This window comes from Flexivirga sp., from assembly GCF_035551235.1.
Taxonomy (GTDB): domain Bacteria; phylum Actinomycetota; class Actinomycetes; order Actinomycetales; family Dermatophilaceae; genus Flexivirga.
The window spans coordinates 1-20358 of sequence record NZ_DASZNO010000026.1 but is presented as its reverse complement, the minus strand read 5'-3'; the positions used below and the strand labels follow the sequence as shown (position 1 = coordinate 20358).

Sequence of the window (20358 nt, the reverse complement as noted above, 5' to 3'; positions counted from 1 at the left end):
GGTCGTTGCGCGCGCAGGGCCAAAGGTCCCGAATCCGTTACCCGGATGCGCCGGGGAGATCTACCGTTGTTCGTATGAGTCCAGAAGCTGGACCTGATGGTGGGCCATCACTGGTGACACCGGCCGCGCTCGACCTGGACGACCTGATCGGTGAGCTTCGAGCGCGCGCGGAGGCATCGAGCCGATCGCACGAACGGCTGGCACACCTGTTGGACGCGGTCGTCGCGGTGACCGCCGGCCTGGAGTTGAGCGACGTCCTGTCGCGGATAGTGCGCGGCGCCTGCGAGCTGGTGGATGCGAAGTATGGCGCGCTCGGCGTGCTCGACCGGGACCGCGAACACCTGGCCGAGTTCATCACCCTGGGCCTGACACCCGAGGAGCGCGCGGCGATCGGTGACCTCCCGCACGGTGAAGGCGTCCTCGGACTACTGATCCATGAGCCGCACCCGTTGCGGCTCGCCGATCTGTCGGCTCATCCGGCGAGCTACGGATTCCCTGCCCATCATCCCGGCATGCACACCTTCCTCGGCGCGCCGATCCGAATCCGGGACGAGGTGTTCGGCAACATCTACCTGACCGAGAAGGCCGGCGGCGGTGAGTTCACCGCGGACGACGAGGGCGTCCTGGTGGCGTTGGCGGCAGCGGCCGGTATCGCGATCGACAACGCCCGGCTGTATGAGCGCACCCGCCGCCAGCGCGCGTGGGTCGAGACCAGCAGCGAGTTGAGCCAGCGTCTGCTCGAGGGCTCCACGGAGCGCGACGCGATGAGTTTTCTCGTGGCCGCCGCGGTGGAGCACTCCTACGCGCGCCACGGCTTCGTCGCGTTGCACGACGAGCTCGGCCACCTGCACGTCGTCACCCGCGCCGGTGGGGAGCCCTGCGACACGGTGCTTCAGGCGGCGGGTTGGCAGAGCGTCGTGCAGCAGGGTGAGCCGGTACTGCTCGGCGGAACCGGTGCCCGGGTTCCCGACCGCGGACTCATCGCCGAGGTGGAAGCGGTGTTGGGCGACAGCCACGGTGAGGTCGCAGTGTTGCCCGTGGTCGTCGGCACCGAGGACGTCGGAGTGCTCGTCGTCGTGTGGGACGCGGACAGTGCCTCGCTGGCGACCGAGATGCTGGAGTTGCTGGCCGGGCTGGCAGCGCAGAGTGGTCTGGCGCTGACCGCGGCGCGTGCACAGCGCGACAAGTCGCGACTCGTGCTGCTGGAGGACCGCGACCGCATTGCACGTGACATGCACGATCACGTCATACAGCGGCTCTTCGCGACCGGGCTGTCGTTGCAGGCCGCGAGCCACCTGGCCGTCCACCCGGCGGTGCGCGCTCGGGTGAATGACGCCGTCGACGACCTGGACCGGGCGATCAAGGACATCCGGCACGCGATCTTCGCCTTGCACGACGTCGGGTCGGCGACCGCGCGGCAGGCGGTGGAGTCGTTGGTCGCCGACCTGACCGGACCGCTGGGATTCCGTCCCGAGGTCGGGATCGAGGGGCCGGTCGACCGGCTGCCGGCTGACGTTGTGACCGACATGCTGGCGGTGGTCCGGGAGGGGCTGTCGAACGTCGCGCGGCACGCGAGTGCGGACCGCGCGTCGGTCGGTGTGGATTGCGATGGCGAGCTGGTCGTCCGGGTGCGCGACAACGGGTGCGGTATGCCGCCCGGCGCTCGCCGCAGTGGCCTGCAGAATCTCGAACGTCGCGCCCGGGCGCGCGGCGGGGCACTCACGGTCCGGGCCATCGGCCCGGCCGGCACCGAGTTGGAGTGGCGGATCCCCGTTGACGGGACATCGGCCACCTCGACCGCGGGGGTCACGCGCTGATGGCGATCCGGGTCTTCCTCCTCGATGACCACGAAGTGGTGCGCCGTGGCGTCCGGGAGCTGCTGAACGGCGAGACCGACCTCATGGTGGTCGGCGAAGCGGGCAGCAGGCGGCGGTGTTCGCGGCCACCCGTGCCGACGAACGGCGACAGCGGGATCCGTGAACCTGCTCCGTCTGCGGGCCGGCTCAGCCGACGAACTGGAAGTGGTAGCTCTCGCCGTCGGTGCCGTAGGGGAACGGATTGGTGAAACCCCAGCGCATCGAGTTGGCGGCCAGCCACTTCTGGCCGGCCCCGCCCCAGCCGAACTCCTCGCCGGGCTGGTCGGTCTCGCGGAAGTCGATCGCCAGCCCGTAACCGTGGTTCGAGGTGCCCGGGTATGCCGCGCGCGGACTGCCGAATTTGTTGTACCAGTACCACTGTTCGTCGATATCGCGGTAGGTCAGGTCGATCGCGGCGTAGTGGCCGAACGCCGCCTTGTAGCTCGCCTCCAACGACTTCAGGTAGGGCTGGTCATCACAGTTGAGGTAGCGCTGGGTCGTCGGGGTGTAATCCGGGTCGAACGTGTCGGGGGAGTTGTATGCCGTGGGCACCTTGCACAGGTTGCCGGTCGGGATCCGCCCGTTGATCGACGAGGGATCGGAGGTCGTCCACTCCAGGGTGCCGTTGTGGACGTAGCCCAGGCTGGTGCGCAGCCACGGTCCCGTGCCGACCCGGGTGCCGGTCACCTGGGCATGCGGGCCGTAGGTGCCGACGATGCTGTATTTCAACCCCGGGCCGGAGCGGATGTTGGCCTTGGAACCGGCCGCCGCGGCGTCGGCCATCACGTAGCCGGTGATGGTCGTGCAGCCCGGGAAGCCGCCGAGCAGGTCCCACGTCATCGGGCCGACGATCCCATCGGCGTCCAGGCCACGATTGGTCTGAAAAGCCTTGACCTTGCTCAGCGTTGCGTTCCCGAAGATGCCGTCGACGGTCAGGCCGCCCAACCGTTGTTGCAGCGTCTTCACCAGGTCGTGGTGGGTGTCGCCATACCGGAGGGTGATGACCGTGCAGGTCGACGTGACGGCGGCCGAGGCGTGACCGGCGACCGCCATACCGCCGGTGCTGCAGGCGAGCGCGGCGACGGCCGCGAGTGCGATGGACCTGGTGACTCTCATCTGGCTCTCCCGCGTCATGGGGCTGAATCGCACTTACGGTAGAGGAGTTGCCGGTGTTATGGGTGGGAATCGCTGGAGCCGGTGACAGGAGTCGAACCCGCGACATCTTCATTACAAGTGAAGCGCTCTACCAACTGAGCTACACCGGCGTGCGCGCCGGACGTGCGCCCCGCGAGCGGCCCAATGCTACCCATGGGCACGGCCGCCGCACGAATCCGCCGCACACCTGCCGAGTGACGGCTTCCTCGCCGAGTGACGGTCCTATTGCGCCGTCACTCGACGAAGAAGCCGTCACTCGGGATGGGGTGTTGTTGAATGTATGACGTGACGATGCATGCAGACGACTACCAAGCAGACCGTGGCCGCTACGACTCGATGACTTACCGCCGTTGTGGCGCAAGCGGATTGGACCTTCCTGCCCTGTCGCTGGGGCTGTGGCACAACTTCGGCGACGATGTGCCGCTGGACCGCCAGCGGGCCATCTTGCGGCGTGCCTTCGACCGCGGGGTGACGCACTTCGACCTGGCGAACAACTACGGCCCGCCATACGGCTCGGCGGAGCGCAACTTCGGCACGATCTTCGCGCAGGACTTCAAGCGCTATCGCGACGAGCTGATCCTGTCGAGCAAGGCCGGCTACGACATGTGGCCCGGGCCCTACGGCCAGGGCGGCGGCTCGCGCAAGTACCTGCTCGCGTCGCTGGACCAGTCGCTGCAGCGGATGGGCGTCGACTACGTCGACATCTTCTACAGCCACCGCTTCGACGACACGACACCGCTGGAGGAGACTCTCGGCGCGCTCGACACCGCGGTCCGCCAGGGCAAGGCGCTGTATGTCGGGATCTCGTCGTACAGCGGCGAGCGGACTGCGGAGGCGGTGCGGATCCTGCGCGAGCTGGGCACGCCGCTGCTGATCCACCAGCCGTCGTACTCGATGCTCAACCGGTGGGTCGAGGAGGACCTGCTGGACACACTGGGCATGAACGGCGTTGGCTGCATTGCGTTTTCGCCGCTCGCTCAGGGCATGTTGACCTCGAAGTACCTCAAGGGTGTGCCCGAGGGATCCCGTGCGACGCAGGGCAAGTCGCTCGATCCGAAGCTGCTGACCGAGGAGACACTGAAGCACCTGCAGGCGCTCAACCGGATGGCCAAGAAGCGCGGGCAGACGCTGGCGCAGTTCGCGCTCTCGTGGGTGCTGCGGGACCAGCGCGTGACCTCCGTGCTGGTCGGTGCGTCCAGTGTCGAGCAGCTCGACGACAGCCTCGGTGCGCTCGACAATCTCGACTTCACCGACGACGAGCTGAAGAAGATCGACAAGCACGCCGTCGATGCCGGCATCAACCTGTGGGCGAAGTCCTCCAACAGTTGACCGTCATCGAGGGGGCATCCGGAGAGCCCCGTCGAGACGGATGACCTCACCGTTGAGCATCTGGTTGTCGACGATGTGCGCGACGAGGGAGGCGTATTCGTCCGGCCGGCCGAGGCGTGAGGGGTGCGGCACTTGCGCCTCGAGCACGGACTTCACGTCGTTCGGCAGGCCGGCGAGCATCGGGGTCTCGAACGTGCCGGGGGCGATCGTCACGACGCGAATTCCCTTGTCCGCCAGGTCTCGTGCGGCACTGAGGGTCAGCCCGACGATGCCGGCCTTGGACGAGGCGTATGCCGCCTGACCGATCTGACCGTCATACGCGGCGATCGAGGCGGTCATCGTGATCACACCGCGGTCGCCGTCGACCGGCTCGTTGCCGGCCATCTGCTCGGCGGCCAGCCGCAGCACGTTGAAGGTGCCGATCAGGTTGATCTGCACGACCTTGCTGAAGGCGTCGAGCGGCAGCACACCACGCTTGCTGAGGACCCGACCCGGGGTCGCGACGCCGGCGCAGTTGACGACGATCCGCAGGGTGCCCATGGCGACCGCGGCGTCGATCGCGGCCCGGACCTGCTCCTCGTTCGTGACGTCGGCAGCGACGAACTGCGCTGTGTCACCGAGTGATTCGGCGACCTCGGGGCCCTTGGAGCCGGGCAGGTCGAGCAGGACGACGGAGGCACCCGCAGCAGACAGTGTGCGGGCCGTGGCCTCGCCGAGGCCGGAGCCTCCGCCGGTGACCAGTGCGACCGTGGTGGAGTCGATCTTCATCGGGTGGTGCCCTTTCGGTTGCTGATGTCCCGCAGCAGGTGCCGTGAGATCACCAGTCGCTGAATCTGGTTGGTGCCCTCGAAGATCTGGGTCACCTTGGCCTCGCGCAGGTAGCGCTCGGCCGGGAAGTCCTGCGTGTAGCCCGCGCCACCGAGCACCTGGACAGCGTCGGTGGTCACCCGCATCGCCGCGTCCGTGGCGACCAGCTTGGCGACCGCGGCCTGCTTGGAGAACGGCCGTCCGGCGTCCTTGAGCCGGGCCGCGAGAAGATAGGTCGCGCGGGCCGAGGTCGTCGCCGCCTCCATGTCGGCCAGCAGGAACGCCAAGCCCTCGAAGTCGCCGATGGACTGCCCGAACTGCTTGCGCTCCGAGGCGTATGACGTCGCCAGGTCGAGCGCGGACTGCGCCAGCCCGGTCGCCGCGGCGGCGATGCCCAGGCGGCCGGCGTCGAGTGCGGCCAGCGCGATCGCCATACCCTGCCCGCGCTCACCGATCATCCGGCTGGCATCGACGGCGACCTTGTCGAAGTGCACCTCGGCGACCGGATCACCGGCCAGGCCCATCTTGCGCTCGGGGCTGCCGAAGCTGAGACCGGCCGCGTCGGCCGGCACGACGAAACACGAGATGCCCTTGCCGCCGGTGTCGTCGGTGCGCGCGAAGGTCGTGTAGTAATCGGCGTGCGCCGCGTGCGAGATCCAGCTCTTGGTGCCGCTGAGGGTCGCGCTGCCGTCGTCGCCGACGACTGCGCGCGTGCGCATCGACGCGATGTCGGAACCTGCCTCGCGCTCGGAAAGGCAGTATCCACCGAGGGTTTCGCCGCCGAGCATGTCCGGCAGCAGCGCATGCCGCTGCTCGTCGGTGCCGAAGTGGTCGACGGGGTATGCCGTCAGGGAGTGCACGGAGACGCCGATGGCGACGCTCATCCAGGCCATCGCGATCTCCTCGACGACCTGCAGGTAGACCTCGTAGGGCTGCTCGCCGCCACCGGACTCCTCGGGATAGGCCAGCGACAGCAGGCCCGCGCGGCCGAGGGTGCGGAAGATGTCGCGAGGGGGCGTGGCAGTGCGCTCCGCCTCATCGACTCGTGGCTTCAGCTCGCGTGCGGCGATCTCGCGGGTGAGCTCGATCAGGTCCGCCGCATCTGCCGTGGGAAGGATGCGTTCGACCGGCATGTCCTGGAGCGTAATGCGCGTCACATTGAATGCGTCAACCGGGTTGGAATCTGCAAGTTTTCCTGTTTAGAATCGATCTAACAAGAAAATCTCCTCCAGATGACGAAGGATGTGACTGAAATGAGCGTCTTCCCGAAGGTGGTCGTGGAGCAGGCCCACAGCAGCGCCTGGGCGTTGACCAGGGCGACCGCGGCGACGATGAACCCGGCCAACCCGGCCGATTCCTCGCTGGAGAAGGCTGCCGACACGCTGCGTGGCCGCGGCTTCCAGGTTGTGGGTCACGAGTCCGGTCGCCTGGACGAAGCTGCGCTGTCCGGCGCGGACGTCCTCGTCATCGATCACCCTGCGGCCAAGGCGGCCGAGAAGACCACCGGCGACCTGCCGCCGGTGCTGGAGGGCTCCGAGATCGACGCCGTCGTCGATTTCGTCGAGCAGGGTGGTGGCCTGGTCGTCCTCGCCGAGTGCGACCAGGACGTTTATGGCAACAACCTCAACGAGTTGCTGGCCCGCTTCGGACTACACGTCCCGAGCACGACCGTGCACGAGACCGCCGAGGGCGGCCGCCGCTTCCATGACAACGCCACGTGGGTGCTCGCCGACGTCGAAGGCGGGCTTGGCCAGGGGCTGCTCGCCGGCGTCGACGAGCTGTGCTTCTACCGCGCCGGCATCATCGACATCTCGCGCGCACCCGAGGCGAAGGTCCTCGCACGCACCAGCGCGTCGGCATACCCCGCCCGTCAGCCGCTCGCCGTCGCCCTCCCGTATGGCGCCGGACGCGTCGTTGTGCTGGCCGACTCCGACATCGTCGGCGACGACTCCATCGATGAGCTGGACCACCGCCGATTCTGGAGCAACCTGGTCACCTGGGCGAGCGCCGCCCGCAAGCAGGCGGGCACCGTCACCTCGATCGGGTCGGGGGTCGACCGCAGCCCGGAGTGGCTGGAGCTCAAGGCAGCCGTCGAGGAGCTGCGGCTGATGCAGGCCAAGGACGGTTCCATTGCGGACGCCGGCCGGCACGCCCGCGCCGCCGAGCTCGTCGAGACCATGAAGGCCCAGATCGCAGCACTGGCACCGCGATTCCCGCACGACGCCGACTACCTCGCCGAGCTCCCGAACGACCTGACGAAATGGGTCGACGGCGGTTTCGCCGAGCCGGACTTCCTCGACTCGTTGATGAAGTTCCGCCCGGACCTGTGCCGCCAGGACGGCATCGAGCACCTCGTGGTGTTCCCGATGTACACCCAGAACGGCAACCTGGACCGCGTCTTCGAGGCGCTGCTGCTGTCGGTGCAGTGGCCGGACTGGCTCGCGAAGGTCGAGGAGACCTACGACAACAAGATGTTCCTCGCGGTCAACTTCATCGACTTCACGCCCGGCTACGACACCAACTCGGCGGTGCTCTTCCCGGAGACCGTTGCGGTGCGCGAGGTTCCGAAGTTCAGCTGGGGCGCGATCTTCTGCGACCGTGAGGGTGCCCGCTTCCGCCGCGTCGTGTCCGCGGCGTCCGACCTGCTGTCGCTGCAGCTGCCGCCGGACGCGGAGCGCCTGGTGGCCTCGCAGGAGCTCGCGCAGTCGACCTTCGCGATGTGGGACATGATCCACGACCGCACGCACAGCCACGGCGACCTGCCCTTCGACCCCTTCATGATCAAGCAGCGGATGCCGTTCTGGATGTATGCGCTGGAGGAGCTGCGCTGCGATCTCAACACCTTCCGACAGGCGGTCAAGCTGGAGGAGGAGAACCAGCCCTACGCCCGGTTCGTCCAGCTGGCAATCCTTTTCGACCGGCTCTTCCGCTTCCCGATCACCGGTGACCGGCACCGCAACTACGACGGCCTGGGCGGGCAGCTGATGTTCGGCTACCTGCACAAGCATGACGCGCTGCGGTGGACCGACAACAAGCTGTCCTTCGACTGGCGCCGGGTGCCCGAGGTCGTCGTGCAGTTGTGCGATGAGGTCGAGGTGCTCTACCGCAGCGGCATCGACCGCTCGCGCGTCGGTCACTGGCTGGCCTCGCACGAGTTCGTCGCGACCTATGTCGTGCCCAACCCCGGCTCGACCTGGGCCAAGGGCCCGGAGGCGCTGCCCTTCGACGGCACGAAGACCAAGGCGCTCAACGACCTGGTGCTCGATGACGAGTTCCCGCTCAACGTCTTCTACGAGGCGCTGCGCAAGCAGATGGCGTCGGTGATCGCCTCCACCTCCGGCATCACGGCGTCGACTCCCGACGCAGCATGATGGGTCTCATGACCACTGACCTCACGGGATCCGTAATAGTCGTCGCCGGCGCCGCCGGTGACCAGGGCCGGCCCACGGCTGCTGCGTTCGCCGCGGCCGGGGCGACGGTCATCGCCACCGGGCGGGACGCCGCGCGGCTCGAGTCCGTCGCTGCGCTCGACCCCGTGCACATCGTGCCGTCGGTCGTCGACCTCTCCGACGAGTCGGCGACGCAGGCATGGGCGAAGGGGCTGCTCTCCGAGCACGGTCGGGTCGATGGCCTGATGCACCTCGTCGGCGGCTGGCGCGGTGGCAAGGGCATCGTCGAGGGTGACCTGGACGACTGGGACTTCTTGCACACCAACCTGATTCGGACCCTGCAGCATGCGACCCGCGCGCTGCACGACCCGATCCTGGCGTCCCCGCACGGCCGGATCGCGATCATCTCCTCGACGGGCCTCGACAAGCCGCGAGCAACGAACGCGGCATACCTCACGGCCAAGGCCGGCGCGGAGATGTGGCTGCGCGCGGTCGCCGACTCCTACAAGGAGACCGATGCTGCGGCATCGATCGGCCGCATCATGGCGCTGGTCACGCCGGAGATGCAGGCCGAGAAGCCCGACGGATACAAGAAGTTCACCCCGGTCGCCGACATCTCCGACTGGCTGGTCGGCCTCTACGGTCGCCCCGCTGACGAGGTCAACGGCCTGATTGAGACGATCGTCCGGTGAACGCTCCCGACACCTTCCCCACGCCGCTGCACGACCCGACCCTGCGCGGCTTCGCCAGCGACAACTACTCGGGGGTGCACCCCGAGGTGCTGGCTGCCATCGTCCGCGCCAACGGCGGTCACCAGGTCTCGTATGGCGAGGACGTCTACACCGAGCACCTGCAGGAAGTCTTCGCCGAGCACTTCGGTCCCGGCGTGGAAGCCTTCCCAGTGTTCAACGGCACCGGCGCCAATCTCGTCGCACTGCAGGCGGTCACCAAGCGCTGGGAGGCGGTGATCTGCACCAGCACGGCGCACATCCACGTCGACGAGTGCGCTGCGCCGGAGCGCATGGGCGGGCTCAAGCTGATGGCCGTCCCGACCCCGGAAGGCAAGCTCACCCCGGAGCTCATCGCGACCGTGTCACTCGGCCGGGGCGACGAGCACCACGCACAGCCACGCGTCGTGTCGATCACCCAGACGACGGAGCTCGGCACGGCATACACCGCCGACGAGATCCGAGCCATCGCCGAGCATGCCCACGCCAACGACATGGTGCTGCACGTCGACGGCTCCCGACTGTCGAATGCCGCTGCGTCCCTTGGGATCTCGTTCCAGGAGATGATCACCGACACCGGTGTCGACATCGTGTCCTTCGGTGGCACCAAGAACGGCCTCATCTTCGGCGAGGCGGTGCTCGTGCTCAACACGGACGTCGTCGACGGCATGAAGTTCCTGCGCAAGCAGTCGATGCAGCTCGCCTCGAAGATGCGGTTCGTCTCGGCCCAGCTGATCGCGCTGTTGACCGACGACCTCTACCTGCGCAACGCCGGACACGCCAACGCCATGGCGCAGCGGCTCGTCGAGGGGGTGCGCGGACTGCCGGGCCTGGAGATCCCGTTGCCGGTGCAGGCCAACGGTGTCTTCCCGATCCTGCCGACCGAGGTGTCGCAGCGCCTGATGGAGAAGTTCCGGTTCTACTTCTGGGACGAGGCCACCGGCCAGGTGCGTTGGATGTGCTCCTTCGACACCACGGAGCGCGACGTGGACGCGTTCATCGCGGCCGTGCGCGCGGAGCTGCACTGAATTGCTCCGACTCCTCGCACGACTCCGCGGCCGTCGGCTCGTCGTGCACTCGCCGGGATCATGCGTCTTCTCCTGATGCCGCAAAGGGTTGCAGGGCAGGACGTTTCGCGGTGCGGCTGTCGCCCGAGCTCACGTGCTTGATCCGGCGCTCCACCCACGGCTTCAGATGGGTGCGGGCCCAGGCGGCGTGACCCTGTGCGGCCTCCCGCCGGGTCAGCTCGGGCGCGGGCGGTAGCGGAACGGCCCAATCGCGTTGTCCCTCGCGCAGACCCAGCGTCCAGGCGGCCTGTTCGGCCACTCGCTGGTGACCCAACGTCGACAGGTGCAGCCGGTCCGGGCCCCACATGCGCACGTCGCGCAGCGATCGCAACGTCCAGGTGTCGAGGACGAAGGCTCCGTGACGTTGGGCGATGCCCCATACGTTCAAGCTGTGTATGGCGACCCGGCGACCGACCACCTTCAGGAAGGGCGCCCAGGTCGGGTCGCAACTGGTGGCCATCAGCACGTCGGCGCCGGTGGCGCGGATGCGTTCGACGGCGGCCTCCAGTTCGTCCGCGAGTGCGTCGAGGTCAGCGTGCGGTCGCAGGCAGTCGTTGCCGCCGGCCACGATGCTGACCAGATCCGGCTGCAGCTCCAGCGCCGCGTCGACCTGCGGGCCCGCCACGTCGGCAAGCAGCTTGCCGCGAACTGCGAGGTTCGCGTAGCCGAAATCCATTGAAGCAGCGGCGTTTTCGGCTGATAGCGCGGCAGCCAGGCGGTCGGCCCAACCGACATACTCATCGTCGTCGGTGGGTGACGGGTCGACCATTCCCTCGGTGAACGAGTCACCGATGGCGACATAGCGCTGCCAGCGTCGCGGCTGCGGACTCACGGAAGACTCCAATCGATCGGCTCGGCGCCCTGGTCGGCGAGCAGCTTGTTGACCTGGCTGAACGGCCGCGAGCCGAAGAAGCCGGAATGCGCCGACAAGGGGGAGGGGTGCGGGCTGGTCACGTAGGGCACCTGCCCGAGGTGGTCCGCCAGGCTGCGCGCGTCGCGACCCCACAGGATCGCGGCGAGCGGGCCGCCACGCGCCACGAGCCCGTTGATGGCGGCCGCGGTCACGTGCTCCCAGCCCTTGCCGCGATGGCTGGCCGGCTTGCCGGACCGGACGGTGAGCACCCTGTTGAGCAGCAGCACACCACGGTCCGCCCACGGAGACAGGTCACCGTTGGTCGGGCGGGCGCAGCCGATGTCGTTGGTCAGCTCCTGGTAGATGTTCTGCAGGCTGCGCGGGATCGGCGAAACGTCAGGCGCCACAGCGAAAGACAACCCGATCGCGTGCCCCGGTGTGGGATAGGGGTCCTGCCCCACGATGAGCACCCGCACGTCGTCCAGGGGGCGTTCGAAGGCGCGCAACACCTTGTCCCCGCTGGGCAGGTAGCCGTGGCCGCCGGCGATCTCCGAACGCAGGAATTCGCCGCACTCGCTCACCTTGCCGGCCACCGGTTGCAGCACCGGCAGCCACGACGGATGGACGAGTTCGTCGAGGGGTCGCACCGTCATACCGACAACCTAACCGGGCGGCCCGGAGCCGCCGCAAAGACACCTACACTCGCGGAGTGCACCGTTTCACCGAAGACACCGCAGAGCTGGGCCGGGCGATCCTGAAGTATGCCGCGGAGCGGCTCTCCCTCGATCCCGTGCCCCTGGATTTCAGCCGGACCGTCGAGGAGCTGGACTCCGTTGCCGGGGAAGCGATCTCGGCCGAGGGGATCGGCGGGCAAGCCGCCCTGAAGCTCTTCGAGGACGAGCTCGCCCTCGCCTGCCTGTCGATCGACCACCCGCGCTACCTGTCGTTCATCCCGTGCGCGCCCACGCGCGAAGCGGCGATGTTCGACCTCGTCGTCGGTGCCTCGTCCATCTATGCCGGGTCGTGGCTCGAGGGCGCCGGTGCGGTGTATGCCGAGAACCAGGCGCTGCGCTGGATCGCCGATCTCGCCGGGATGCCGGAGGGCGCCGGCGGCGGTTTCGTGCAGGGCGGCACGATCGGCAACCTGTCGGCACTGGTCGCGGCGAGGGCGACCGCTCGGGCGAATGCCGCCCGAACCCGCGACGACGCGCGGCCGTTCCGTGTCGCGGCGACCGCGGGCTCGCATTCCTCGATCGCCTCGGCGTGCGAGGTGATGGACGCGGAGCTGGTGCCGGTGCCCGTCGACGAGCGGTTGCGGCTGACCGGCGACGCGCTGCGCGAGGTGCTCCTGCGCGAGGGTCCCGAGACGTTCTTCGCCGTGGTCGCGACCGCGGGCACCACCAACCTCGGCGTCATCGACGATCTGGAGTCCGTGGCAGCGGTCTGCAAGGAGTTCGGCATCTGGTTCCACGTCGACGGTGCGTATGGCGGGGCCGGCCTCGCCGCACCGAGCGTGCGCGACCGTTACAAGGGCGTCGAGCAGTGCGACTCGTTCATCGTCGACCCGCACAAGTGGCTCTTCGCGCCGTTCGACTGCTGTGCCCTGCTCTACCGCGAGCCGGCGCTGGCGCGGGCGGCGCACACGCAGCACGCGTCATACCTCGACGTCCTGAACGAGACGCCCGACTGGAACCCGACCGACTACTCGGTCGGCCTGACCCGGCGGGCGCGCGGCCTGCCGTTCTGGTTCTCGCTGGTCGCCAACGGCACCGATGCCTACACCGCAGCCATCGAGCACACGCTCGAGGTGGCGCGGTATGCCGCCGCGCAGATCGACGAGCGACCCTACGTCGAGCTGGTCCGTGAACCGGACCTGTCCGTGGTGGCGTTCCGCCGCGTCGGGTGGAGCGCACAGGACTACCAGCAGTGGTCCGACGGTCTGCTGGAGCGCCAGGAGGCGTTCGTCGTGCCGAGCGCACACGACGGGGAGACCATCGCGCGGTTCGCGATCGTCAACCCGAACACCACCGACGAGGACATCGCCGCGATCCTGGACTCGATGGCCTAGGTCTCACTTCGGTAACTCCAGTCACATGCGTCACGACATGCCGACAGCGGTGCTTGCCGGAATGACATGCATGTGATTTACCGCCTATCATCGGTCTCGGACCATGGATCACGACGCGAAAGGACCGCATCTATGAACGCCGCGGAGCAGCAGGTGATGCCGTCGGACAACTCCGAACTCAGTGAGCGTGATGCCGCGATCCTGTCGTTCGAGCGCAACTGGTGGAAGCTCCAGGGCGCCAAGGAACAGGCCATTCGCGAGACCTTCAACATGAGTTCCACCCGCTACTACCAGGTCCTCAACGCCGTCATCGACACCGCCGCCGCGCTGAAGTACGACCCCATGCTGGTCAAGCGGCTGCAGCGACTGCGGGCCGGCCGCATGCGCCAGCGCACCGCACGTCGCCTCGGCTTCGAGCTGGAGTGAGTCAGCCCCGCTTCTCCGCCTGACGGCGCAACTCGCGGCGGGCCAGGGATGCCTTGTGCACCTCGTCCGGGCCGTCCGCGAAGCGCAGTGTCCGGATGCCGGCATACGCCCGGGCGAGCGGGAAGTCCTGCGAGAGACCACCCGCGCCATACAGCTGGATCGCCTTGTCGAGGATCCACTGCACGGTCTCCGGGGTGGCGATCTTGATCGCCTGGATCTCCGTGTGCGCACCCTTGTTGCCGACCGTGTCCATCAGCCACGCGGTCTTGAGCACGAGGAGCCGTAGCTGCTCGATGCGCACCCGCGACTGCGCGATCCAATCCCGTATGACGCCCTGATCCGACAGCGGCTTCCCGAACGCGATGCGCTCCTCCGCGCGGGCGCACATCAGCTCGATCGCCTTCTCCGCCAACCCGATCGAGCGCATGCAGTGGTGGATGCGCCCGGGGCCGAGGCGGGCCTGTGCGATCGCGAAGCCCTGCCCTTCGCCGGCGATCAGGTTGCTGGCAGGCACGCGCACGTCGTGGAACTCCAGCTCGGCGTGGCCACCGTGGTCGTGGTCGTCATACCCGAAGACCTCCATGCCGCGCTTCACGACGAGTCCGGGGGTGTCGCGCGGAACCAGGATCTGTGACTGCTGGCGGTGCCGCTCGGCGCTCGGGTCGGTCTTGCCCATGACGATGAAGATCTTCGCGTCCGGGTTCATCGCGCCGGTGATCCACCACTTGCGGCCGTTCAGGACGTATTCGTCGCCGTCGCGCTCGATGCGAGTGGCGATGTTCGTCGCGTCCGAGGAGGCGACGTCGGGCTCGGTCATCGCGAACGACGAGCGAATCTCGCCGCGTAGCAACGGTTTCAGCCACTGCTCCTGCTGCTCGGGGCTGCCGAACTCGTTCAGCACTTCCATGTTGCCGGTGTCCGGTGCCGCACAGTTGAGTGCCGCCGGCGCGAGGAAGGAGCGGCCGGTGATCTCGGCGAGCGGTGCGTACTGCAGGTTGGTCAGCCCGGCACCGCTCTCGCCCGGGAGGAAGAGGTTCCACAGGCCCTGGGACTTCGCCTTGTCGCGCAGTTCCTCCAGCACCGGCACGCGACTCCACGCCCACGGGTCGTCGGATGCGGCCAGCTGCTCCTCGAAGACCGGTTCGGCCGGGGTCACTTCGGTGTCGAGGAAGTCCTGCACCCGGCGGCGCAGGTCCTCGGTCTGTGCGTCGAACTCGAAATCCATTGCTGCGTCAGCCCTTCGGTACGGCGTGGTAGTTGCGTATGACGGCCAGGCCGGCCTGGAGCAGCGGCTCCGTCGACGCGCCGATGTCGTCGAATCCGGCGCCGACCGTCTGGCCCTGCTGGTAGCGGAACCAGATGCCCTCGAGGATCGCGGCCAGCTTGTAGTAGGCCAGCGCCTCATGGAAGGCGAGATGACTCACGTCGCGGCCGGAGCGCTCGCTGTAGCGGTGCACGATCTCATCGCGACTCGGGTGACCCTTCGCCCGCGAAACCGTCGAAACTGCTTGCGGCGCAACGTCGGCCAGCGCCTGGTAGACCAGCATGAGCGCCACGTCGGCGAGCGGGTCGCCCAGTGTCGCCATCTCCCAGTCGAGCACGGCCGTGACCTGGTCGGTATCGCTGATGAGGGTGTTGTCCATCCGGTAGTCACCGTGCACGATCGTTGCTCCGCTCGACTCCGGTATGGCGGAGGCGAGTGCCTGGTGCAGCTCCTCCTCCCCGGCCAGGTCGCGCGAACGGGACGCCTGCATCTGCCGTCGCCACCGGTGGACCTGCCGCTCGAGGTAACCCTCCGGCTTGCCGAAGTCGGCCAGCCCGACCTGCGCCGGATCCACCGCGTGCAGGTCGACGAGGGTGTCGGTGACGCCGTCGGCGATCGCGCGAACTCGTTGCGGTCCCAGCAGGTTCAGCTCGTCGGCGGTCCGGTAGGGCGTGCCGGTGACGCGTTCCATGACGTAGAAGGGTGCGCCGATCACGGCGGCGTCGGTGCACGCGGCATACATCCGGGGGACCGGGACGGCGGTGTCGGCGAGGGCGGCCATCACGCGATGCTCGCGGGTCATGTCGTGCGCGGTCGCGAGCACGTGACCCAGCGGCGGGCGGCGCACGACGACCTCACGAGTGCCGTCGGAGACGATGTAGGTGAGGTTGGACTTGCCGCCGACGATCAGCTCCGCCTGCAGCGGACCGTCGAGCAGGCCGGGTGCGGCTTCGGCGAGAAACCGTTGCAGTGCTTGCAGATCCAGGCCCGGCAGCTCGCTCATCAGATGCCGCCGCCGAGCAGCACACCACCGTCGACGGTGACTGTCTGGCCGGTCATCCACCCGGCGTCGTCGGAGAGCAGGAAGGCGACCACGCCACCGATGTCGCTCGGCACGCCCAGGCGCTTCAACGCGTATGGCGCCGCCACCTTCTCCTCGCGACCCTCGTAGAGCGCCTTGGCGAACTCCGTCTTCACGATCGCCGGTGCGACCGCGTTGACACGCGTCTTCGGGCCGAGCTCGACCGCGAGCTCCTCGGTCAGGTGGATCAGCGCGGCCTTGCTCACGCCATACATCGCGATGCCGGGGGCGGGGCGCACGCCGGCGATCGAGGCGACGTTCACGATGGCGCCACCGTGCTCTCCGTGCCATGCGGCGCGTGCCTTCTGCACCCAGGACAGAGCCGCAATCACGTTGACATCCATGATCTTTCGCGCAACACCCGGGTCGATGTCCATCAACGGGCCGTAGGCCGGGTTGATGCCGGTGTTGTTCACGAGGTAATCGGCACTGCCGAACTCGTCGATGGCCCTGGCGAGCACCTCGTCCTGGTGGTCCGCGTCATCGGCGCGTCCGGCGACGTACCGCGCGCGGTCGCCCAGGGCGCGAGTGGCCTCCGCGAGGGTCTCCTCCTTGCGTGCGGTGATCACGACGTTCGCACCCTCGGCGATCAGGCGCTCGGCGATCGCGTAGCCGATGCCACGACTGGCTCCGGTGACGATTGCTGTTTTTCCCGCGATGCCGTTCATGTGTTGGTGACTCCTTCGACGATGGCGCCCACCACACTAAGCGCTTGCTTAGTGATTCGTCACGAGTTCCACGTGTCGAATCCGCAGCCGTCGACGCAGATCGGTCAGACTCGCGGTGAGGGTCCAACAGGTCAGGAGGCGCGATGTCGGGTCCACTGGACGGTGTACGTGTTGTCGAGCTCGGGGCGATCGGCCCTGCGCCGTTCGCCGGGATGATGCTGGCCGACCTCGGCGCCGAGGTGATCAATGTCGGGCGACTGGACGACGACGGTATGACGGCCGTGACGCACCGAGTCCTGTTGCGCGGGCGTCGATTCGTGCACCTGGACCTGCGGCACCCCGCCGGCGCCGAGGTGGTGCGGGACCTGGTGGGCGACGCGGACGTGTTCACCGAGGGCTTCCGGCCCGGCGTCGCCGAGCGGCTCGGTGTGGGGCCGGACGACCTGCTCGAGATCAACCCACGGCTCGTCTACGGACGCATGACCGGCTGGGGCCAGGACGGTCCGCGGGCAGCGGACGCCGGCCACGACCTGGGATACCTTGCGCTGTCCGGTGCGCTGGCTCCATCGGTCGGCGACGGTGGCCGGCCGGTCGCACCGCTGAACATGCTCGGCGACTTCGGTGGCGGCGGAATGCTGCTGGCCGTAGGCGTGCTCGGTGCACTGTTCTCGGCGCAGCGGACGGGGGAGGGCCAGGTCGTCGACGCCTCGATCCTCGACGGCACGGCACTATTGACCGCGATGCACCAGTCGATGCTGGCGTCCGGGATGTGGCAGCAGCCCCCGGGCGGCAACCTCTTCGACGGCGGTGCACCGTTCTATCGGGTCTATCGGACGGCCGACGACAAGTGGTTGTCGGTCGGGGCGATCGAGCCGAAGTTCTACGCCGCGCTGCTGGACGGACTCGGCGTGGACGCCGATCCGGCGGAACAGTTCGACCAGACGCACTGGCCCGAGCTGCGGGTCACCTTCGCGACCCGCATCGCGGCGCACACCCGCGACGAATGGGTCGACGTCTTCGCCGGTCGGGATGCCTGCGTCGTGCCGGTCCTGGACCCCGACGAAGCCGCGGCTGATCCACACGTCATCGCCCGGGAGGTGTATGTCGACCGCGGCGGCATACGACATCCGGCGCCTGCGCCGCGCTTCAGCGAGACGCGGACTGAGCTTCCGGAGGAGTCGCCGGATGACGAAACCGCCGAGGTGCTAGGCGAATTCGGCTACACGCACTCCGACATACGGCGCCTCGAGGACGCCGGCGTGATAGCGGCTGCCACGGGCCAAGACCACCACCCCCATGGCGAATGACGGCTTCTTCGCCGAGTGACGGCGAGATCGCACCGTCACTCGGCGAAGAAGCCGTCACTCGGGAGTCTGGTTGCGTTCGAAGTAGGCCCGGACGGCTGCATCGATCTCGGGGACGTGCACCGGCCGACCACCAGATCGGATGGACTCCGCGCCGGCAACACCTGCGGCGACGGCGTCGCGAGCGGACAGTGGTGAGGTGTCGGTCGGCGTTCCATTGCGTACGAATTCGATGAACTCCCCGACGGTCAGCACGTCCGCGTGGCTGCGGTGTCTGAAGTCATCGCGTCCATTCAAGCCGACACCCTGCTGGTCGAGTCCCAGGAAGGGCCGCCGGTTAGACACTTCGCGCGGTATGGCGCGCGTTCGGCATAACCGTGATGTGTGATCGCGCTGCAGAAGCCCTGTCCACGCTGCGCATGGCGAAATCCGATCGCTCAAGCCAGCCGCGGTGTGCTTGGATCCCGGCGTGACGAATCCCGAACGCCGATGCCTGCTCATCACCGGCACCGTCGGGGCAGGCAAGACGACCACGGCATACGCGATCGGCGACCTACTGAGGGAGCGGAATATCTCGCACGCGGTTATCGATCTCGACGAGTTTCACCGGCTGTGGCCGCCGCCCGAGGGCGACCCGTTCAAGCAACAGGTCGAGCTGGCAAATCTGCGCGCGGTCGCAGCCAACTACCGAGCGGCCGGCGCGACATACCTCGTCCTGGCCGGTGTGGTGTTGCACGACCGAACCCGTTACGAGAAGGCACTCGGTGAGCCAGTCCTGCTGTGTCGGCTCCGGCCACAGCTCGACCTCGTCGGCGCACGCTTGATCGCGCGCCACGAGCCGGGCGATGAGCGCGACTGGCACGTGCGCCGGGCGCCGGAGCTCGAGAAGTTGCTCGATGCCGCCGCCACGGCGGACCTCACCATCGACGTCGCAGATGAGACTCCCGCGCAGGTCGCCGCCCGGGTCCTCGCAGATACCCGTTTTGCCGAGTGACGGCTCCCTCGCCGGATGACGGCGAGATCTGACCGTCAGTCGCCGAGGAAGCCGTCACTCGCGATGGGGTTGATCCCGTTTGCACTCTCAGTGGGAGAGTGCCAATAATGGCCCTTAGCACTCTCCTGTTTAGAGTGATAGTTCGGATGTATGGCGAGAGCCGGACCTCGCGGGGCTCAGACAGTCCTTCGGGGAACCGGCTCGTCCGTCGCGGGCGCCATACGACTGATTCCGCAACAACACGTGAGGATTGGACTGCACATGGCCAAGACCATTGCATTCGACGAGGAGGCCCGGCGCGGGCTCGAGCGGGGCATGAACACCCTCGCCGACGCCGTCAAGGTCACCCTCGGCCCCAAGGGCCGCAACGTCGTCCTGGAGAAGAAGTGGGGCGCACCCACGATCACCAACGACGGTGTGAGCATCGCCAAGGAGATCGAGCTCGACGAGCCGTACGAGAAGATCGGCGCAGAGCTCGTCAAGGAAGTCGCCAAGAAGACCGACGACGTGGCCGGTGACGGCACCACCACGGCGACCGTGCTCGCCCAGGCGATGGTGAAGGAAGGCCTGCGCAACGTTGCCGCGGGCGCCAACCCGATGGCCCTCAAGCGCGGCATCGAGGCCGCCGTGGCCGCGGTGTCCGACGAGCTGACCAAGGCTTCCAAGGAGATCGACACCAAGGAGCAGATCGCGGCGGTTGCCGGGATCTCCGCCGGTGGCGACTCCAGCGTCGGCGACCTGATCGCCGAGGCGATGGACAAGGTCGGCAAGGAAGGCGTCATCACCGTCGAGGAGAGCAACACCTTCGGCCTCGAGCTCGAGCTCACCGAGGGTATGCGCTTCGACAAGGGTCACCTGAGCGCATACTTCGTCACCGACGCAGAGCGCATGGAGACCGTGCTCGACGATCCGTACATCCTCATCCACGAGGGCAAGATCTCGAACGTCAAGGATCTGCTGCCACTGCTCGAGAAGGTCATGCAGACGGGCAAGCCGCTGGCGATCATCGCCGAGGACGTCGAGGGCGAGGCGCTGGCCACCCTGGTCGTCAACAAGATCCGCGGCACGTTCAAGTCGGTCGCGGTCAAGGCGCCGGGCTTCGGTGACCGCCGCAAGGCGATGCTGCAGGACATGGCGATCCTCACCGGTGGCCAGGTCATCAGCGAAGAGGTCGGTCTCAAGCTCGAGAACACGACCGTCGACCTGCTGGGCCGGGCCCGCAAGGTCGTCGTCACCAAGGACGAGACGACGATCGTCGAGGGCTCGGGCGACAGCGACCAGATCGCCGGCCGTGTCAACCAGATCAAGGCCGAGATCGAGAAGTCGGACAGCGACTACGACCGCGAGAAGCTGCAGGAGCGGCTTGCCA

At 67.8% G+C, this 20358-nt stretch carries 19 protein-coding genes and 1 tRNA gene; 10 read left to right on the top strand and 10 right to left on the bottom strand.

Going from position 1 to position 20358, the window contains the following annotated elements; all coding sequences use genetic code 11:
* Positions 1-74: 74 nt before the first annotated feature.
* Complete coding sequence (locus tag VG502_RS07820) at positions 75-1817, top strand: sensor histidine kinase (protein WP_325549471.1); 1743 nt, start codon at positions 75-77, stop codon at positions 1815-1817.
* A gap of 186 nt (positions 1818-2003) precedes the next feature.
* Here VG502_RS07820 and VG502_RS07810 read toward each other — a convergent pair whose 3' ends face one another.
* Positions 2004-2972 carry a peptidoglycan-binding protein gene (locus VG502_RS07810; RefSeq protein ID WP_325549470.1) on the bottom strand — a complete coding sequence of 323 codons (969 nt, stop codon included), beginning with the start codon at positions 2970-2972 and terminating at the stop codon, positions 2004-2006.
* 73 nt (positions 2973-3045) lie between these two features.
* A tRNA-Thr gene (locus VG502_RS07805) sits at positions 3046-3121 on the bottom strand.
* A 181-nt stretch (positions 3122-3302) separates the two neighbouring features.
* Between VG502_RS07805 and mgrA the strand changes: the two genes are divergently transcribed.
* Complete coding sequence (mgrA, locus tag VG502_RS07800) at positions 3303-4340, top strand: L-glyceraldehyde 3-phosphate reductase (RefSeq protein WP_414655717.1); 1038 nt, start codon at positions 3303-3305, stop codon at positions 4338-4340.
* Between the two features lie 3 nt (positions 4341-4343).
* Here mgrA and VG502_RS07795 read toward each other — a convergent pair whose 3' ends face one another.
* Positions 4344-5108 (bottom strand): SDR family NAD(P)-dependent oxidoreductase, encoded by a 765-nt coding sequence (locus VG502_RS07795; RefSeq protein WP_325549468.1) that lies wholly within the window; start codon positions 5106-5108, stop codon positions 4344-4346.
* The gene (locus tag VG502_RS07790) at positions 5105-6280 is read right to left on the bottom strand and encodes an acyl-CoA dehydrogenase family protein (protein ID WP_325549467.1); all 1176 of its coding nucleotides are present in this window, start codon (positions 6278-6280) and stop codon (positions 5105-5107) included. The genes VG502_RS07795 and VG502_RS07790 overlap by 4 nt, the downstream gene beginning before the upstream one ends.
* A gap of 120 nt (positions 6281-6400) precedes the next feature.
* Between VG502_RS07790 and VG502_RS07785 the strand changes: the two genes are divergently transcribed.
* The 3 genes from VG502_RS07785 to VG502_RS07775 are packed head-to-tail and all read left to right on the top strand — an operon-like array spanning position 6401 to position 10292.
* Positions 6401-8518, top strand: coding sequence for a DUF6421 family protein (locus VG502_RS07785; protein ID WP_325549466.1), 2118 nt, complete (start codon positions 6401-6403; stop codon positions 8516-8518).
* Between the two features lie 8 nt (positions 8519-8526).
* Positions 8527-9228: an SDR family oxidoreductase gene (locus VG502_RS07780; protein ID WP_325549465.1), complete on the top strand. Its 702-nt coding sequence runs from the start codon at positions 8527-8529 to the stop codon at positions 9226-9228.
* Positions 9225-10292, top strand: coding sequence for a threonine aldolase family protein (locus VG502_RS07775; RefSeq protein ID WP_325549464.1), 1068 nt, complete (start codon positions 9225-9227; stop codon positions 10290-10292). The genes VG502_RS07780 and VG502_RS07775 overlap by 4 nt, the downstream gene beginning before the upstream one ends.
* A gap of 58 nt (positions 10293-10350) precedes the next feature.
* Here VG502_RS07775 and VG502_RS07770 read toward each other — a convergent pair whose 3' ends face one another.
* Both VG502_RS07770 and VG502_RS07765 read right to left on the bottom strand, forming a co-directional pair.
* Positions 10351-11163: an SGNH/GDSL hydrolase family protein gene (locus tag VG502_RS07770; protein ID WP_325549463.1), complete on the bottom strand. Its 813-nt coding sequence runs from the start codon at positions 11161-11163 to the stop codon at positions 10351-10353.
* Entirely contained in the window at positions 11160-11837 is a 678-nt protein-coding gene (locus tag VG502_RS07765; RefSeq protein WP_325549462.1) for a uracil-DNA glycosylase, read from the bottom strand. The genes VG502_RS07770 and VG502_RS07765 overlap by 4 nt, the downstream gene beginning before the upstream one ends.
* Positions 11838-11893: 56 nt before the next feature.
* Between VG502_RS07765 and VG502_RS07760 the strand changes: the two genes are divergently transcribed.
* Positions 11894-13252: a pyridoxal phosphate-dependent decarboxylase family protein gene (locus tag VG502_RS07760; RefSeq protein WP_325549461.1), complete on the top strand. Its 1359-nt coding sequence runs from the start codon at positions 11894-11896 to the stop codon at positions 13250-13252.
* A 132-nt stretch (positions 13253-13384) separates the two neighbouring features.
* Entirely contained in the window at positions 13385-13678 is a 294-nt protein-coding gene (locus tag VG502_RS07755; RefSeq protein ID WP_325549460.1) for a DUF3263 domain-containing protein, read from the top strand.
* Between the two features lies 1 nt (position 13679).
* Here VG502_RS07755 and VG502_RS07750 read toward each other — a convergent pair whose 3' ends face one another.
* Genes VG502_RS07750 through VG502_RS07740 form a run of 3 tightly spaced genes read right to left on the bottom strand, consistent with a single transcriptional unit; the run spans position 13680 to position 16691 of the window.
* Positions 13680-14903 (bottom strand): acyl-CoA dehydrogenase family protein, encoded by a 1224-nt coding sequence (locus VG502_RS07750; protein WP_325549459.1) that lies wholly within the window; start codon positions 14901-14903, stop codon positions 13680-13682.
* Between the two features lie 7 nt (positions 14904-14910).
* Positions 14911-15945, bottom strand: a complete 1035-nt coding sequence (locus VG502_RS07745; RefSeq protein WP_325549458.1) for a phosphotransferase family protein — start codon at positions 15943-15945, stop codon at positions 14911-14913.
* Positions 15945-16691, bottom strand: a complete 747-nt coding sequence (locus VG502_RS07740; RefSeq protein ID WP_325549457.1) for an SDR family oxidoreductase — start codon at positions 16689-16691, stop codon at positions 15945-15947. Before VG502_RS07740 ends, VG502_RS07745 begins: the two co-directional genes overlap by 1 nt.
* A 143-nt stretch (positions 16692-16834) precedes the next feature.
* Between VG502_RS07740 and VG502_RS07735 the strand changes: the two genes are divergently transcribed.
* Positions 16835-17998 (top strand): CaiB/BaiF CoA transferase family protein, encoded by a 1164-nt coding sequence (locus VG502_RS07735; RefSeq protein WP_325549456.1) that lies wholly within the window; start codon positions 16835-16837, stop codon positions 17996-17998.
* A gap of 54 nt (positions 17999-18052) precedes the next feature.
* On the opposite strand, the gene VG502_RS07730 is transcribed toward VG502_RS07735, so the two are convergent.
* On the bottom strand, positions 18053-18292 hold the full coding sequence (locus VG502_RS07730; protein ID WP_325549455.1) for a hypothetical protein: 240 nt from the start codon (positions 18290-18292) through the stop codon (positions 18053-18055).
* 172 nt (positions 18293-18464) lie between these two features.
* Between VG502_RS07730 and VG502_RS07725 the strand changes: the two genes are divergently transcribed.
* Together VG502_RS07725 and groL are read left to right on the top strand one after the other, a co-directional pair.
* Positions 18465-18989 carry a nucleoside/nucleotide kinase family protein gene (locus tag VG502_RS07725; RefSeq protein WP_325549454.1) on the top strand — a complete coding sequence of 175 codons (525 nt, stop codon included), beginning with the start codon at positions 18465-18467 and terminating at the stop codon, positions 18987-18989.
* A gap of 261 nt (positions 18990-19250) precedes the next feature.
* The coding region (groL, locus tag VG502_RS07720) for a chaperonin GroEL (RefSeq protein ID WP_325549453.1) at positions 19251-20358 on the top strand (1108 nt) is incomplete at its 3' end.

Coding starts and splice junctions, on each gene's coding strand:
- VG502_RS07820 (WP_325549471.1), top strand. CDS start 75: ATGAGTCCAGAAGCTGGACCTGATGGTGGGCCATCACTGGTGACACCG.
- VG502_RS07810 (WP_325549470.1), bottom strand. CDS start 2,972: ATGAGAGTCACCAGGTCCATCGCACTCGCGGCCGTCGCCGCGCTCGCC.
- mgrA (WP_414655717.1), top strand. CDS start 3,303: ATGCATGCAGACGACTACCAAGCAGACCGTGGCCGCTACGACTCGATG.
- VG502_RS07795 (WP_325549468.1), bottom strand. CDS start 5,108: ATGAAGATCGACTCCACCACGGTCGCACTGGTCACCGGCGGAGGCTCC.
- VG502_RS07790 (WP_325549467.1), bottom strand. CDS start 6,280: ATGCCGGTCGAACGCATCCTTCCCACGGCAGATGCGGCGGACCTGATC.
- VG502_RS07785 (WP_325549466.1), top strand. CDS start 6,401: ATGAGCGTCTTCCCGAAGGTGGTCGTGGAGCAGGCCCACAGCAGCGCC.
- VG502_RS07780 (WP_325549465.1), top strand. CDS start 8,527: ATGACCACTGACCTCACGGGATCCGTAATAGTCGTCGCCGGCGCCGCC.
- VG502_RS07765 (WP_325549462.1), bottom strand. CDS start 11,837: ATGACGGTGCGACCCCTCGACGAACTCGTCCATCCGTCGTGGCTGCCG.
- VG502_RS07755 (WP_325549460.1), top strand. CDS start 13,385: ATGAACGCCGCGGAGCAGCAGGTGATGCCGTCGGACAACTCCGAACTC.
- VG502_RS07750 (WP_325549459.1), bottom strand. CDS start 14,903: ATGGATTTCGAGTTCGACGCACAGACCGAGGACCTGCGCCGCCGGGTG.
- VG502_RS07745 (WP_325549458.1), bottom strand. CDS start 15,945: ATGAGCGAGCTGCCGGGCCTGGATCTGCAAGCACTGCAACGGTTTCTC.
- VG502_RS07740 (WP_325549457.1), bottom strand. CDS start 16,691: ATGAACGGCATCGCGGGAAAAACAGCAATCGTCACCGGAGCCAGTCGT.
- VG502_RS07735 (WP_325549456.1), top strand. CDS start 16,835: ATGTCGGGTCCACTGGACGGTGTACGTGTTGTCGAGCTCGGGGCGATC.